Genomic DNA, 15,923 nt, shown 5'->3' with positions numbered 1-15,923 from the left:
CCATTCCGGAAGCAGGCGGATTTCCGGGAAGGCATTGCAGGCCAGACCGAGTTTAGTAACGAGGCGTAACCGTATGGCGAACAACAAGTACAGCGAGTCGATCGAAGACAAGGCCTTCAAGGCTTTGGATGAGGCTTTGCAGATCGACTTCAGCGAAGAAGGCATACAGTCACGCACCGGTCAGACGCCCGGCGCCACGGAGGCAAAATTGTCTGAGCCATCGAATGCCCGCGCCAAACAGGCTCAGGAAGAAGCGGCGCGCAGAGCCGCCGCAGCAAAGGCAGCCGCGGCCAACCGCGGCGCGGAAGCCCCCAAGACGCCGACCTTCGCGCCGGCCAACGACGCCAACCGCATAAGCTCTGCCTCCATTCTGAAATCGATCGATGCCCGCACGACAAGCAAGGCCATCCGAAATGCAACGATCTTCTCGCTGCTCTGGATTGTCGGCGGCGTCGGCCTGATCTCCCTGCTCTATTCGCCGCAGATCTGGCAGATCCGTTCCACCGCGGACCTCCTCGCCCTCCCCGGCGTCATTGCCTGCGTGGTCGGTATCGTCGTTCCCGTCCTTCTCTTCTACGCCTTCGCCGTCATGATCGCCCGCGCCCAGGACATGCGCAACGCCGCCCGCTCCATGGCGGAAGTGGCATTGCGCCTTGCCGAGCCGGAAACGATTGCCTCCGAACGCATCATGACGGTCGGCCAGGCTGTTCGTCGCGAAGTCTCTGCCATGAACGAAGGCATCGAGCGCACCATCGCCCGCGCGACGGAACTCGAAACGCTGGTTCATTCCGAAGTCAACGCGCTCGAACGCAGCTATACGGACAACGAATTGCGCGTTCGCGGCCTGGTCCATGAACTCGGCGCGGAACGTGACGCGATCGTCAATCACGCCGAACGCATCCGTTCTTCGATCTCGGGCGTCCACGATCAGATCAAGGAAGATCTGTCGCTCGCGACGGAAGAGATCGCCGTACGGCTGGCGACCTCGGGCGAAGCCTTCGCCTCGATGATCGACACCCGTGCCGCCACGCTCATGGAGAAGTCGGATTCCGCGGTCCAGGCTCTGGGCTCGCTGCTGGCGGCCAAGACCGAAAGCCTGCTCAAGGGCATCAATGCTTCAGGCGCTGCGCTGAATGAGGAATTCGATCTCAGGCTGGAAACTCTTTCGACGACCCTGTCGGATCGTGGCAGCAAGCTCCTCAGCCAGTTTGAAACCCGGGCGTCCACCATGGATGCCAATACGGAAAAGCTGAACGCGGCCCTCAATGATCGCGCCCGCCAGCTCAACGAAATCCTCATTGCGCGGACGCGTGAGATCAACGAGAGCCTTACCGGCGGCGAGCGCAAGATCACCGGCACGCTCGGCGACGTTCTTGCCAAGCTCAACAGCTCCCTTGACGAAAAGGGCGCGAGCTTCCGCCAGAGCCTGCAGACGACGGCTGACGAAGCCATCATGGATTTGGACCTGCGCTCGGGCTTCTTCGAAGAGCGCTTGCAGACAACGGTTGCGCAACTCTCCACCACGTTCGATGAACGGGTATCGGAATTCACCGACGCCTTCGACAAGCGCGCCGGAACGCTCGACAGCAAGCTTATGGAAAGCCTGGCCCGCATCAACCAGACGCTGTCCGGCGGTTCGGATGCCATCGACGGCATTCTCAATTCCAGCATCGACCGCATCGGCTCCTCGCTGACCGACCAGTCCTTCGCGCTTGCGACGGCATTGGCAACCGGCCAGGAAGTCATGGAAAGCGCGCTTGGATCGAGGGCCGAAGAGATTACTGCCGCTCTGCGCAGCAGCACGAACGAGTTCACCTCCGCGCTGTCGGACGCCAAGGCCGAGATGTCGTCCTCGCTTACCAGCGGCACCCGCGAACTGAATGAGGCTCTTGCCTCGCGTTCGGGCGAATTCACCTCCGCTCTGCGGTCCGCAACGCAGGAAGTTTCCAGCGCATTGTCCGTCGGAACGCAGGAGTTGCACTCCGCCTTTGCCGGCCGTTCCGGCGAGCTTGCCGACACCCTGGCCGCACGCTCCGGCGAACTGACGCATGCGCTTCGCTCGGCAACATCGGAGATTTCGTCCGCGCTCTCCAGCGGCACGAACGAGCTGACCGCTGCATTTGTCGGCCGCGCCGGCGAACTCAACGACACGCTGTCGTCGCGCACCGGCGAAATCACCGGCGCGCTGACCTCCGCCCACGAGCGCATCGATGCCGTCATGGCCGAGCGCAGCAATGCACTTTTCGGCGCCCTGTCCGACAACCAGTCCCGTTTCGAGGAAGCACTCTCCGGCCGCTCGGACGCCATCATCAATGCGGTTTCCGATGGCCATGATCGCCTTACGGAAGCGCTCGACGAGAGGACGATGGCGCTCGCCATTTCGCTTTCGGACACCCAGTCACGCCTCGAAGATACGCTCGCGAGCCGCGTCGAGGCGATTACCGGCACTGTTGCATCAACGCATGATCGCCTGGCAGAGACGATGGATGACAAGACGATGGCGCTCGCCGTCGCCCTTTCCGACACCCAGTCGCGCCTGGAACATACGCTCGCCAGCAATGCCGAGGCCATTACCAATGCCGTCGGCACCGCGCACGATCGCTTGGCGGACACGATGGACGACAAGACGATGGCGCTCGCCGTCGCCCTGTCCGACACCCAATCCCGCCTTGAAGACACGCTCACGAGCCGGCTCGAAGCCATCACCGGCACCGTTGGCTCGGTACACGATCGCCTGGCGGACACCATGGACGACAAGACGATGGCGCTCGCCATCGCTCTGTCAGACACTCAATCCCGCCTCGAAGACACGCTCGCGGGCCGGGTCGAGGCCATCACGGGCGCCGTAGCATCTACGCATGAACGCCTGGCAGAGACGATGGATGACAAGACGATGGCGCTCGCCGTCGCCCTCTCCAACACCCAATCCCGTCTCGAAGACACGCTCGCCGGTCGGGTCGAGGCCATTACCGATGCGGTGTCCTCCACTCACGACCGCCTCACCGGCGCACTGGATGAAGGAACGCGCAGGCTCACTGCCTCTCTTTCCGACGGCCATGCTCGACTGGATCAAACGCTTGCGGGCCGCGTGGAGGCAATCGCCGATATCGTCGGCAACAGCCATACCCGCCTGGGCGACGCACTCGACGAGAAGACCATGGCGCTCGCCATCTCGCTCGACGAGAGCCACAGCCGCTTCGACAGCGCGCTTGAGGCCCGCACGAACACGATGCTTGATAGCGTCGCCGGCGCCGAAGACCGCATTGCCAACTCGTTCGGCAATAAGGCAGAGGCGATCCGCTCTGCCTATTCCGACAACCAGGAGCGCCTGGACCGTTCGCTGAGCGCCCACACGGAAACCCTGTCGGGCATCATCAATGCGGGTGGAGATCGTATCGAGAACGCCATCGGCGGTTCCGCTGCCCGCGTCGAGAATGCCCTTTCCGACACGACCCGCCGTATCGAGAGCACGCTCGACACCGGCCTGTCGCAGATGGACGAAAGCCTCGCATCGGCACACGAGCGGCTCCGTTCGACACTCGAAGATCGCAGCAATGCGATCAACCTCACCCTGCGTGATGCCCACACCCAGCTCGACAACACGCTGTCGGATCAGGCGACCACCATCGGCACCTCGATCGCGACAAGCGTCAGCATGCTGGAAATGTCGCTCGAGGATCGCGAAGCTGCGATCCGCAATTCGATCGATAACAGTGCCCGCGCCCTTGAAGACCGTCTTCGCGACAGCACGAGTGACATTGCAGGCCGCTTCCGCGATGTTGCCGGCGACATCTCTCGCTCGGCGGAGACATTCTCGGCCCATCTCGATCAATCGATCGACGGCATGACCAGCCGCTTCTCGGAAACGAGTTCTCGCCTCGAAACCAGCCTCTCCGCGCTGGAAAATCGTATCCACGGAAGTGCGGATGCGGTCACGGAACAGGTCGATGCGGTAAGCAACCGCCTGTCCGAGCGGCTGAGCGGTGGAGCGTCGCAGATCGACCGCGCTGGCAGCGACGCTGCCGCTCGTCTCATCGACTCCATCGACAATCGCTCCACGACGCTGACGAATGCAATCGACAGCCGTGCCACGACGCTGGCAAGCGCGATCGAAGGTCGCACTGCAATCCTCACGGATGTGATGGACAGGGGCAGCGCCCATATCGAAGAGCGTCTGTCGACCATGGACCGCGCGCTCACTGTCGGCCTGGAAGCGGTCAACCGCACGATCGAAGGCAAGGCGACCAACCTTGCCTCCACGCTGCGCACCGCCGTCGCAGACGCCGCCCAGGGCATGGACAGCGAGGCAGTCCGCACCGCCGAACTGCTCGCGCAGACCGGCCAGCAGTTTGCGGACGACCTTAGCGGACGCGGCGAAGCCTTTGCCCGCACCATGAACGAGCGCTCCGAAGACATTGTCAATCGCGTTGCGGAAACGCAGAACCGGCTTGCAAGCCAGGCGGCAGCTGTTGCCCAGACCTTCTCGGAGGCCGGGAACGCGATCGTCAACAAGGTGTCCGAGGCAGAAGGCCTTGTCGGAAACCAGGTCAAGGTCATCTCCCAGACGCTTCAGGAAGCCGAGCAGTCGCTGGAAGCACGCAGCGCCTCGATCCGCACGACGCTCAGCGGCAGCAGCGAGAATATCAAGGCAACCATGGGCCAGGTCGAGCGCGCCCTCGAGGAGCGCGGCAATGCGATCCGTGCGGGCCTCGAAGATCGCGTTCGCGAGATCGATGCGACGCTGGCGGATGTCGACAAGGCTCTGGAAGCCCGCGGAACCTCGATTCGCTCCGCCCTGGACGATCGCACCCGCGAACTGAACTCGATGCTGGCCGGTCGCACCAGCGAGCTTTCCCGCCTCATCGAGGAAAAGGCTCGCCCCGTTCTCGACCGCTATGCGGAAACGGGAGCGGAAGCGGCAGAGCGGATCTCGACCGCCGCCCAGGAAGCCGCGGATCGCCTGCGCGCCGAAAATGCAGCACTCGTCAACGCGATCACCTCGCGCACGAACGACACGCTCGCCGCCATCACGGCACGGGCCGAGAATGCCGCCAATACCGTCAACGCCCTCGAAAACAGCCTGCTTGCCAACGTCAACGGCATCATCGAGCGGCTGGCTGAAAACAACTCGACGATCGTCGGCATGCTGAACCAGGCTTCGGCGGAATTGTCGGCGGTCGACAGCCGCCTCGGCTCGACGACGACGCGTTTCGCCGAATCCGCAAACCGGGCCGCGGACATGGTGTCGGCATCGACCCGCCTGCTCGAAGGCAAGGTCGACAAGCTCTCGGAGGTCTCCGGCCACACGCTGGCGCAGGTCGGCGGCATCATCGGTCATTTCGACGAGCATTCGAAAGTTCTCTCGCAGGCCTCTCAGCTGCTCGGCGCAGCCCAGTCGAACCTGGTCTCCACGCTCGAGGAACGCGAATCCGCGCTGCGCGGCCTCGCTGTCGGGCTGGTCCAGCGCTCGGAAGAAATCGAGACGACGATGCGCGCGCTCGGCAGCATGGTCGAAGGCGCCTTTGACCGTGCCGAACAGCGCTCGACACAGGTCACTGGCAATCTCCGCCAGAGCGTCCAGGCATCCTTCTCGGATATCGGCCGCGTGCTCTCGGAAGCCGAACAGCGTGCCCAGAACACCGCCGAAAGCATGCGCGATGCGCTGACCAAGGCCGGTGAGGACGCCAACAAGACGATCGAGGGTACGTTTGCCAATGCGGAGCGCCGCTCCGGTGAACTCACCAACCGTCTCCGCGGTGGCCTCACGGCATCGCTGTCTGAGGTCGAGCGTGTGCTTGCCGAAGCCGGCAAGACCTCCGACAACGCCGCGCAGAACCTGCGCAACACGTTGAGCGAGGCAGTCGAGGATGCGATCGGACGCTTCTCCGGTGCGACCGAAGAGATCCGCCGCTCGGCGGGCGATATTCGCAGGGAACTGGACATGACGCGCAGCGAACTGAAGCGCGGCGCGTTCGATCTGCCCGAGGAAGCCAAGGAAAGCGCAGCCGCGATGCGTCGCGCCGTTGCAGAGCAGATCAAGGCCCTGCAGGACATTTCGCAGATCGTCGGCAAGTCGGCGCAGCAGCTCGAAATATCCGAGCCGGTGGCACGCACGCTCGCAAGCGCGCAGCCCGCCCCTCGCCAGCCTGCGCCCGCTCCGCAGCCGGCACCTGTCCCGCAGCCGCCGATTGCTCAGCAACCGGCTCCGCAGGTCACGGCACAGCGTGCTGCTGCTCCTCAGCCGGCACCGCAACCCGCTCCTGCTCCAGCACCGGTCCGGCAGCCGCAGCAGCCCGCCGATACGCTCGGCCTGCGTGGCTCGATCTCGCCTGAACGTCAAGCTCCTCAGCAGCCCCGCGCTGTCGAGCCCCAGGCTCCTGCGCGCCAGGAAAATGTCGGCGGCGGCTGGATCAGCGATCTTCTCCGCGGCGCTTCCCGCGAGGATGCGCCCGATGCCCCGCCGGCCCGCCCGGCTGCGCCACGCGCTCCGGAAGCCGCAGCGCCCCGCGCCAACGACAGCCGCAACCCGCGTCACGTGGTCGAATCGCTGAACTCACTTTCGGTCGATATCGCCCGCGCCATCGATCACGATGCATCGGTTGAGCTGTGGCGGCGCTACCAGCGTGGCGAACGCGATGTCTTCACCCGTCGCCTCTACACGCTGAAGGGCCAGCAGACCTTCGACGAGATCAAGCGCAAGTACGACCGCGAGCCGGAATTCCGCACCGCCGTCGATCGCTACATTGCCGATTTCGAGAAGCTGCTGACGGACGTTGCCCGCACCGATCGTGACAAGACGATCACGCAATCCTACCTGACCTCCGATACCGGCAAGGTCTATACGATGCTGGCCCACGCTGCCGGACGCTTCAGCTAAACGCAGCAGCCAGTCAGAGAAACGAAAAATCCCCGGTCATGCCGGGGATTTTTCGTTTCTGGCTGTTGGCTCCCTTGAGGATCAGCCTGCCGCAACCTTCAGATACTGACGATCAATGGGCGTCGAGAACCTTCGAGATCAGGCCGCTGGTGCTGCCGATCAGCAGGAAGTTGTTGTCGATACGCACCCAGCGATAGCCATGCGGCGGGGTCGACAGGTGATAGCGGCGGTAGTTGATCGAAACGGCGCGGCGGCGGTCGTTGGCCGAAATCCGGTGGCCGCGAGCCCAGCTGCCTTTCTTGATGACGACTTTGTGGGTCTCGTGATGCTGCGGAGCGGCACTCGCTTCAGTCGCGAAGGCAACCGGAGTGGCAAGAACAGACGCTGTCATAAGAATGGAGAGCAGTTTTTTCATTGAGTGTTTCCTCGGGTTGAGCACAGCTTGAAACTACTCAGATAAAGATGAATCGAGACTGAAACTCATATTAAAGTTTTGTAATAGGAATAGACATTTAGCAGCCATCGCTAAATCACGAACTCAGGAATTTTTTAATGGTTTTATCTTCTTTCACCGGGGATATCCTTTAGACATCTCCCGGTGAAGGAGCCGGACCGAATTTTAAAGTTCGTCGTAATTGAACCAATCGAAATCCGCGATCTTCGCTCGGCCCGATGTATCGAAGGCGAACATGCCGGCAAAAGCGCCGGTGAACGAGCCATGTTCGCCGCGCCCGCCTTCATCGGATATCACGCCTGCATCGAGCACAGGACCGATGGGCTCCCAGGCGCCCATGCCTTCGGCTTGCCAGAAGAACTGGAGATCATTCTCGTGCACTTCCATGGACAGCTGGATGCGGCCATCGGGAACGGCGACACCTGGCCCGGCCGGGAAAGTCAGGCGGCCGTTTGGATAGTCGCCTACGCAGGACATGATGGTGACGCAGCGTCCAAGCCTTTCGTGCAGCGTTACCGCAATGGCATGCAGCTTGAAGCGATTGTAGTAATGCGTCAGGCCTGCGACCTGCTGATAGGTATCGGGCTCGAACTCGACGACCGTTTCTGCGCGAAAACTGTGATGCTCCTGCCGGCGGGCAACCAGCGACTGCTCGAACCATGAGCCGATACTTTCGCGCGCAATCAGCCGCAGGTGACCCGGACGCGCGGTCACGCTGAAGATGCGATCCGGCTCCGGCGTGCGCAGCCACTGGAAATCGGCGGGCAGCTTGCCCTCGTCGAAATTATAGCCGGAGCGTCGCGCCTTCTCGAGCGGAACGGCACCAAGCAAGGCGGGAACCTCCACGTCAGGAACGACTGTGCCGTTTTCGAGATAAAGCCAATCGTCTTCCTTCCAGACGCATTTCTGAAGGCTGGTCTCGCGGCCCAGCGTGCAACGCCGGTGCGGCGGCATGGGGCGACCGCAGAGATGCGTGTGATAGAACTGGCCGTCGGGAGTCTCTACGTATTGTCCGTGCCCGGCCCGCTGCAGGACGGCCTCCGGATGATCCTTCGATGTGATCAGATATTTGTTGGGGTGAAGCTCATACGGTCCGTCGATGTTGCGGGAGCGTGCCATGGTGACGGCGTGATCATAGCCCGTCCCGCCTTCCGCCGTGGTCAGGTAATACCAGCCATTGCGCTTGAAGAGATGCGGCCCTTCGACCAGGCCGAGATCGGTGCCCGAAAAAATATTCCTGATCGGCCCCTTCAGCGTCCCCGTCTTTGCATCCCATTCTTGCAGCAGGATACCATCGAAGGCCGGTGTCTTCGGCGAGCCGCCGTAGCTCTCCGTGCGATGGTTCCATTGCATGTTGACGAACCATTTGCGGCCATCATCATCGTGGAAGAGCGAGGGGTCGAAGCCGGACGAATTCACGTAGACGGGGTCCGACCATTCGCCCTCGATGGTCGCAGCGGTCACGATATAGTTGTGCGCATCCTTGAAGTTGCCGTCGTAGCGCTTCACGTCGGTGTAGACGAGCCAGAAACGACCATCGGCATAGGACAGGCACGGAGCCCAGATGCCGCAGCTGTCGGGCTCGCCCCGCATGTCGAGCTGCGCTTTGCGCTCCAGCGGTCGACGCACCAGCGTCCAGTTCACCAGATCGCGCGAGTGATGGATCTGCACGCCGGGATACCATTCGAAGGTGGAAGTCGCGATGTAATAGTCATCGCCGACGCGGCAGATCGACGGATCGGGATTGAAGCCCGGCAATATCGGGTTGCGGATCATGGCAGCCACCTCCTCCAAACGGCCTGTACGAGCTGCGGCACGTACATCAAGATTATATCAGAAAAAGGCCCGGCTGTTCTCAGCCGGGCCTTTCAGTTTACTTATCGAGTTCGGCCGACCTGGCCCAGAGATTGATGTCAGCCTCCTTGGCGAAGACATCGATCTGCTTCAGTTCTTCGGCCGTGAACTCGAGATTGTCGAGCGCCTTGACGCAATCGACGATCTGCGACGAGCGGCTGGCGCCGATCAGCGCCGAGGTCACGCGGCCGCCGCGCAGGACCCAGGCGATTGCCATCTGCGCCAGCGTCTGGCCGCGCTTCTCGGCGATCTCGTTCAGCTTACGGATATTGTCGATGATCGAAGGGCGGATGAAGTCCTTCTTGAGGAAGTGGTTCTGCGCCGCGCGGCTGTCTTCAGGAATGCCACCGAGATACTTGGTCGACAGCATGCCCTGCGCCAGCGGCGAGAAGACGATCGAGCCCATGCCGACCTCATCAAGCGTATCGAGCAGCTTGTCATCCTCGACCCAGCGGTTGAGCATGGAATAGCTCGGCTGGTGGATCAGGCAAGGCGTGCCGAGTTCCCTAAGGATTGCCGCTGCTTCGCGCGTGCGCTGCGAATTGTAAGACGAGATGCCGACATAAAGCGCGCGGCCGGAACGGACGATATGATCGAGCGCGCCGCAGGTCTCTTCCAGCGGGGTGTCCGGATCGAAACGGTGCGAATAGAAGATATCGACATAGTCGAGGCCCATGCGCTTCAGGCTCTGGTCACAGGAGGCGATCAGATACTTGCGGCTGCCCCACTCGCCGTAGGGACCCGGCCACATGTCGTAACCGGCCTTGGAGGAGATGATCAGCTCGTCGCGCAACCCGGCGAAATCTGTGCGCAGGATTTCGCCGAACGCCGTTTCAGCGGAGCCGGGAGGCGGGCCGTAATTGTTGGCGAGATCGAAATGGGTGATGCCGAGGTCGAATGCCGTGCGGCACATGTCGACCTTGCGGTCATGCGGGGTGTCGCCGCCGAAATTGTGCCAGAGGCCGAGCGAAACGGCCGGCAACTTCAGGCCGGAACGGCCTGTGCGGTTATATTTCATCTTCGAATAACGATCTTCAGCCGGTTGCCAAGCCATAATTCAATTCCTTTTCACAATGAAACGCGCGGGCTCTTCACCCGCGCGGGACAATAGCTTTTCAAGCGCCTACTTCAAGAGCGCCTGTGCTTCTTCGATACCAAGCGCGGCCGGCTGTGTGCAGGTCGTCGTCAGGTCGATGAAGCGGTTCTCCGCGCCGGACTTCAGGATCGACGTCATGACGTCGACGCCATGCAGCGTGCGGTCGAGCGAGCAACGCGCATCGCGGCCCTCGATCAGCGACATGGCCATATCAGCAAGGCCGGCTGTACGATAATTGGCGCGCGGACCGTTCGGGCTCTCCTGGTTGGATTTGCCGAAAGGATGGTCCCAGCCACTCAGCGGCTTGATGTCCTTGTCCTTGCCGCTCGCCTCGACGGTGCCGCCGAAGAAGTTCGGGTCGGGCACGTAGAGCGAACCTTCGGTGCCGTAGAGCTCCATATTAGCGTGGCGATGAGACCAGACATCCCAGCTTGCCGTTAGCGTGACCGTCGCGCCGCTGACGAATTCCAGCAGCGCCTGGATCGTCGTCGGGGTCTTGACCGGGATTTTTTCGCCGTTGCGCGGCTGGCTGGTGATGGTGCGGGTTTCCGATGCCATCGAGGTCATGGCGCCGACGCGCTTTACCGGGCCGATAAGGTTGATCAGGTTGGCGATATAATAGGGCCCAAGATCGAGGATCGGTCCGCCACCCGGCAGGAAGAAGAAGTCCGGATTGGGGTGCCACATCTCCATGCCCGGGCTCATGACGTAGCAGGCGCCCGAGGTAATACGGCCGATATGTCCTTCGTCGACATATTTGCGGGCGAGTTGATGCGCGCCGCCGAGGAAGGTATCGGGCGCGCAGCCGACGGCTAGGCCCTTTTCCTTGGCGATCCGCCGCAGTTCCTCGCCCTGCTCAAGCGAGAGAACCAGCGGCTTTTCCGAGTAGACATGCTTGCCGGCTTCTAGAATACGCTTGGAAACCGGGAAGTGCGCGTCCGGGATCGTCAGGTTGACGATGACGTCGAGCTCGTCATTGGCGAGCAGATCGTCGATCGTCTGCGCCTTGACGCCGTATTCCTCGGCTCGAAGCTCCGCCGCATTCATGTTGATGTCGGCGCAGGCGAGCACCTTCAATCCCTTGAAGAGCGGTGACAGCGAAAAATAGGTGGTGGAGATGTTGCCGCATCCGATGATGCCGACGCCAAGTTCCTTGGTCATGATACGCCTCAATAGGTCTTGAAGGATGCGATGGAGCGGGTGATCAGGCGGTCGACATCGTTCGGGTTGTCGTGTTCGAGGACGAAGTGCTTGGCCTTGGTGTTGCGCAGCACGGGCATCAGCTTTGCCCACTGAACGGTGCCATGGCCGAGATCGGCCCAGCCGTCCTCATTCTTGTTTTCGCCAGCCGGTGCGATGTCCTTGACATGGACGGCCGTGATGCGGGAGCCGAGCTTCTCGATCCAGGCGAAGGGATCGGCGCCACCGCGGATGACCCAGGCGATATCTGCTTCCCAGGAAATATCGGGCGCGCCTTCGAATATGCGTTCGATCGGCAGCGAGCCATCGGCAAGCTTCACGAATTCGAAGTCATGATTGTGCCAGCCGAACTCATAGCCCGCGTCCTTGTAGGGCTTGCTCATCTCCTGCAGCCGCTTACCGAAAGCGAGCCAGCCTGCCCCATCCGTTGGGCGCTGATCGGCGGCCAGATGCGGCGCATAGATCGAATCCATGCCAAGGATCTTGGCGATCTGCAGCGACTTCTGAACTTCCTTATCGAGGAAATCGGGGCTGAAATGGCCGCTCGCCATGACAAGCCCGTTCTTGTCGAGATCGGCGCGCAGGCTCTTGAGGCCCGCCTCGTCGAGATCGGCATAGATGCCGCCGAAACCTTCGACCTCCTTGTAGCCGGCCTTGCCGAGCTTCACGAAAATATCGGCGTAAGGCTGGAAATTGCGCGCGCTATAAAGCTGAAAACCAAGTGCAGTCATGACATCTCCTCCATCGGCCCAAGGGCCCCTCTTATGCGGATCGGCGGTGCGCCACCGATCCAGACCATGCCGTCGATGACGACAGGACAAGTGAAATCAGTCTACCGATTGGCAGGACTGAAGGTCGTAGAAGCGAAATTCCGGAAGCTTGCCGCGTTCAAAAGGCGTCGTAGGCGTAAAGACGATCCGGCGGCTCTCGCCGGCGGCAAGATCGAAGGCGTTGTCGGAATAGCGTCCCTCGATTTCGGTTTCGATCATCACGAACAGCGCCAATCCCTGCGACGTCACGGTGATTTCGACCGTTCCGTCCCCCTCCACTTCCTCATGCAGGACCTCAAGGCCCGCCGGCTCCAACTCCAGCGCCTTATAGGTACCATTGACGAAGTGGCCCTGCCCACCCATCCCGTTCGATGCGGTAAAATGCCACGCGAGCAGATGGCCCTCCGGCACCTCTGACGCATCGATCGTGAGTGCCGTGCAGGCAGCATCCGGGGAGCACACGGCCTGCACGGTCCTGAGCGACGTACGCTTGCCCTTCATGTCGATGAGCGAGACGGCCAGATCGACGCTGATATCGTGGAACGTATCGTTGACCAGCGAGAAACGGATTTTCGAATTGTCCTCCGACGGGATCGCCGCGATAGCGACCGGCTGGAAGAAACGCCTGACGAGGTAATGCATAGCCTTCCAGCGACCGCCGTAATCGAGGCTGGACCAGGACGCGACCGGCCATGTGTCGTTGAGCTGCCAATAGATCGTGCCCATGCAATGCGGCTTTAGCGAGCGCCAATATTCGACCGCCGACTTGATCGCGAGCCCCTGCTGGATCTGGCTGAGATAGACGAAATTCGGGAAATCCTTCGGGAAGCGGAAATAGCGGAACATCGTGCCGGCAATGCGCTCATTGCCGCCGGCGTTCTTCTGGTGCAGCTCCATGACCGGCGATGCGATATTCATGTCTTTCGGATCGGCATAGGTCTTCAGCACAGGCAGCGACGTGTAGGACTGGAAGCCGAATTCCGAGCAGAAGCGCGGCCGCACCGTCCGATAGTTGTCGAACGACTTGTTCTCGTGCCAGACCGACCAATAGTGCATGTCGCCAGAGCCATCGGCATGCCAGGCATCGCCGAAATCGAGATAGCCCGAGGCCGGGCTCGACGGCCACCAGATACCGTCAGGCGATGCCTTCTTCATGGCGACTTCGATGGTGCGGTTCAGTCGGTCGTAGGAAACGAGGTAGCGGTCGCGATCCTTCCGAGACTCCTCGAACCAGGTCAGCGCGCCGACCAGTTCATTGTCGCCGCACCAAAGGACGATCGACGGATGCGTGGCCAGACGCCGTGTCTGGTAGCCGACTTCGGCCTCGACATTCTCCAGGAAGTCGCCGGTGGACGGATAGAGGTTGCAGGCGAACATGAAGTCCTGCCAGACCATCAGGCCCAGCCGATTGCAGATATCGTAGAACCAGTCGTGCTCGTAGAAGCCGCCGCCCCAAACGCGGATCATGTTCATATTGGCGGCGACGGCCGATTGCAGCAGATCCTCGGTCTTGTCGGGGCTGCTGCGGGAAAACAGCGCGTCAGCCGGAATCCAATTGGCGCCGCGGCAGAAGATTTCGCGACCGTTCACCTTGAAGGCAAAGCGGCTGCCCGGTTCATCCTTGTCGATGATCAGCTCGATGGTGCGCAGACCGATCTGGCGCGTTTCGGTCTGCGAGGGCAATTCCACCGAAAGCGTGTAAAGCGCCTGCTCGCCGCTGCCTGCCGGCCACCAAAGTCTCGGCTTCTCGATATGAAAGACGTGCGTGACAGGCGTTTCGCCGGCATGGACGCCGACATCCAGCCGCACCCGCTCGTCGTCGAGCACGAAATAGAGCTGGGCAATGCCCTGCGCTTTGGCAAAAAGGCTGGTCGTCACGGTCAGGTCGACCGTGCCATCCTCGTTGTGAAATTGCCGCGTGGCAATGTGGTCGATCCGGGCCGTTTCCAGCTTCTTCAGAGCGATGGTGCCATAGAGCCCGAGCGGCGCAATTGCGATGTTCCAATCCCAGCCGAAATGGCATTGCGGCTTGCGTAGCATGTTGCCGTCGGGGATCGGCGAGTTGCCGGGATTGTAGGGGATGTAGAAGGGCTGCTTGGTCTGCAGTTCGGCACCAACCCTGACGCTGGAATGCAGCACGATGCGGATGGTGTTCTCCCCGACCTTCAATGCCTTGGAGACATCAGGACGGTAGCGCTGGAAGCAATTGTTTCCTTCGAGAACGACCGCGCCGTTGATCGAGACCGTCGCGACCGTATCGAGATAGTCGATGTCGAGGTACCAGTCGCCACTGATGTCATCGAGCGAGAAGCTGCGGGTGACCATCCAGTCCTGCTTGGCGACCCACTGCACGACCTCTTCGTTCCGACCGAAATAAGGGTCCGGAATGAGTTCGGCGGCATGAAGCGCGGAATGCACGTCGCCCGGCACAGCCATGGACGCCGAATGGTCACTCTCAGGTGACGTGAGCTGCCATGAGCCCGCAAGATCGACGAAATTGTTGGAAACAGGCACCGCTTAACTCCTCCCGCATTAGAGAATGGAGGCTCCTCGACGCCTCCATCCGTCTTTTCATACGATCATATTCTCAGTTCGGACTCGGCGTCAAAGAGCGACGCCAGTGTCATGTCGAAGCCGAGCTTGACCGGCGTGCCGACCTGGAAACGCCTTGCGCCATTGATGCGCACCGACATCGTATGGCCCGCATGCTTCAGCCAGATCAGGTTGTCGGCGCCCATCGGCTCCTCGATATCGACGACAGCGTCGTGCACTTCCGCACTCGCGCCGAGATCCTCGTTCACCTTGATATGCTCCGGCCTGACGCCGAGAATGACCTTGCGACCTGCTACGAGTGGCTCGGAAGCGCTATATCCATCCAGCGAGAACGTAACGCCGTCGGTCGCAAAGGCGACCTTCCCGTCCCTTTCGACCAGTTCGCCCTTCAGGAAGTTCATCGACGGAGAGCCGATGAAGCCGGCGACGAAGAGATTGCGCGGCTTGTTGTAGATCGTCGTCGGATCGTCCAGCTGCTGGATGATGCCGCTCTTCATGATCGCGATACGGTCGGCGAGCGTCAGCGCCTCGATCTGGTCATGGGTAACGTAGATCATCGTATTCTTCAGCGCATTGTGCAGACGCTTGATCTCGACGCGCAACTCCGAACGCAGCTTGGCGTCGAGGTTCGACAGCGGCTCGTCGAACAGGAAGACGTCGACATCGCGCACCAGCGCGCGACCGATTGCGACGCGCTGCCGCTGGCCTCCCGAAAGCTCCGCCGGCTTGCGCTTCAAAAGCGGCTGGATTTGCAGGATCTCGGCGGCCCGCGCAATGCGCTTGTCGATCTCCGCCTGCGGCACCTTGGCGACGCGAAGGCCGAAGGACAGGTTCTTCTCAACGCTCATCTGCGGATAGAGCGCGTAGGACTGGAACACCATGCCGATGCCGCGGTCCTTGGGCTCCTCCCAGGTGACGTTCTTGCCCTTGATGAAGATCTGGCCTTCCGAAATGTCGAGGAGACCGGCGATGCAGTTCAGAAGCGTGGACTTGCCGCAACCCGACGAGCCCAGAAGAACGAGGAACTCGCCGTCGTTGATCTCCAGATTGAGATTCTGGAGGACGGTGACCGCGCCGAAATTGAGCGACAGATCCTTGATGGAAACGCTTGATGTCATG

At 61.4% G+C, this 15,923-nt stretch carries 8 protein-coding genes; 1 reads left to right on the top strand and 7 read right to left on the bottom strand.

What is annotated here, in order from left to right; genetic code table 11:
• Positions 1-73 precede the first annotated feature (73 nt).
• Complete coding sequence (locus tag EV561_RS20565; RefSeq protein WP_132524165.1) at positions 74-6,877, top strand: hypothetical protein; 6,804 nt, start codon at positions 74-76, stop codon at positions 6,875-6,877.
• A gap of 112 nt (positions 6,878-6,989) precedes the next feature.
• Here the strand turns inward: EV561_RS20565 and EV561_RS20560 are convergent, their stop codons facing one another.
• From EV561_RS20560 to EV561_RS20530, 7 genes are all read right to left on the bottom strand, one after another.
• Positions 6,990-7,292, bottom strand: a complete 303-nt coding sequence (locus EV561_RS20560; protein ID WP_132524164.1) for an RcnB family protein — start codon at positions 7,290-7,292, stop codon at positions 6,990-6,992.
• A gap of 204 nt (positions 7,293-7,496) precedes the next feature.
• The gene (locus EV561_RS20555) at positions 7,497-9,107 is read right to left on the bottom strand and encodes a glycoside hydrolase family 43 protein (RefSeq protein ID WP_132524163.1); all 1,611 of its coding nucleotides are present in this window, start codon (positions 9,105-9,107) and stop codon (positions 7,497-7,499) included.
• Between the two features lie 97 nt (positions 9,108-9,204).
• Complete coding sequence (mgrA, locus tag EV561_RS20550; RefSeq protein WP_132524162.1) at positions 9,205-10,239, bottom strand: L-glyceraldehyde 3-phosphate reductase; 1,035 nt, start codon at positions 10,237-10,239, stop codon at positions 9,205-9,207.
• A 69-nt stretch (positions 10,240-10,308) separates the two neighbouring features.
• A complete protein-coding gene (locus EV561_RS20545; protein WP_132524161.1) occupies positions 10,309-11,442 on the bottom strand; it encodes a Gfo/Idh/MocA family oxidoreductase in 1,134 nt (377 codons plus the stop codon).
• Positions 11,443-11,450: 8 nt separating this feature from the next.
• Positions 11,451-12,212, bottom strand: a complete 762-nt coding sequence (locus EV561_RS20540) for a sugar phosphate isomerase/epimerase (protein WP_132524160.1) — start codon at positions 12,210-12,212, stop codon at positions 11,451-11,453.
• A 96-nt stretch (positions 12,213-12,308) separates the two neighbouring features.
• Positions 12,309-14,765, bottom strand: coding sequence for a glycoside hydrolase family 2 protein (locus tag EV561_RS20535; protein WP_132524159.1), 2,457 nt, complete (start codon positions 14,763-14,765; stop codon positions 12,309-12,311).
• A gap of 65 nt (positions 14,766-14,830) precedes the next feature.
• Positions 14,831-15,922 (bottom strand): ABC transporter ATP-binding protein, encoded by a 1,092-nt coding sequence (locus EV561_RS20530; RefSeq protein ID WP_132524158.1) that lies wholly within the window; start codon positions 15,920-15,922, stop codon positions 14,831-14,833.
• Position 15,923 lies beyond the last annotated feature (1 nt).

The organism is Rhizobium sp. BK376 (genome assembly GCF_004341625.1).
Classification (GTDB): Bacteria; Pseudomonadota; Alphaproteobacteria; order Rhizobiales; family Rhizobiaceae; genus Rhizobium.
The sequence above is the reverse complement of the archived record's forward strand: the minus strand, read 5'-3'. Positions and strand labels throughout refer to the sequence as shown.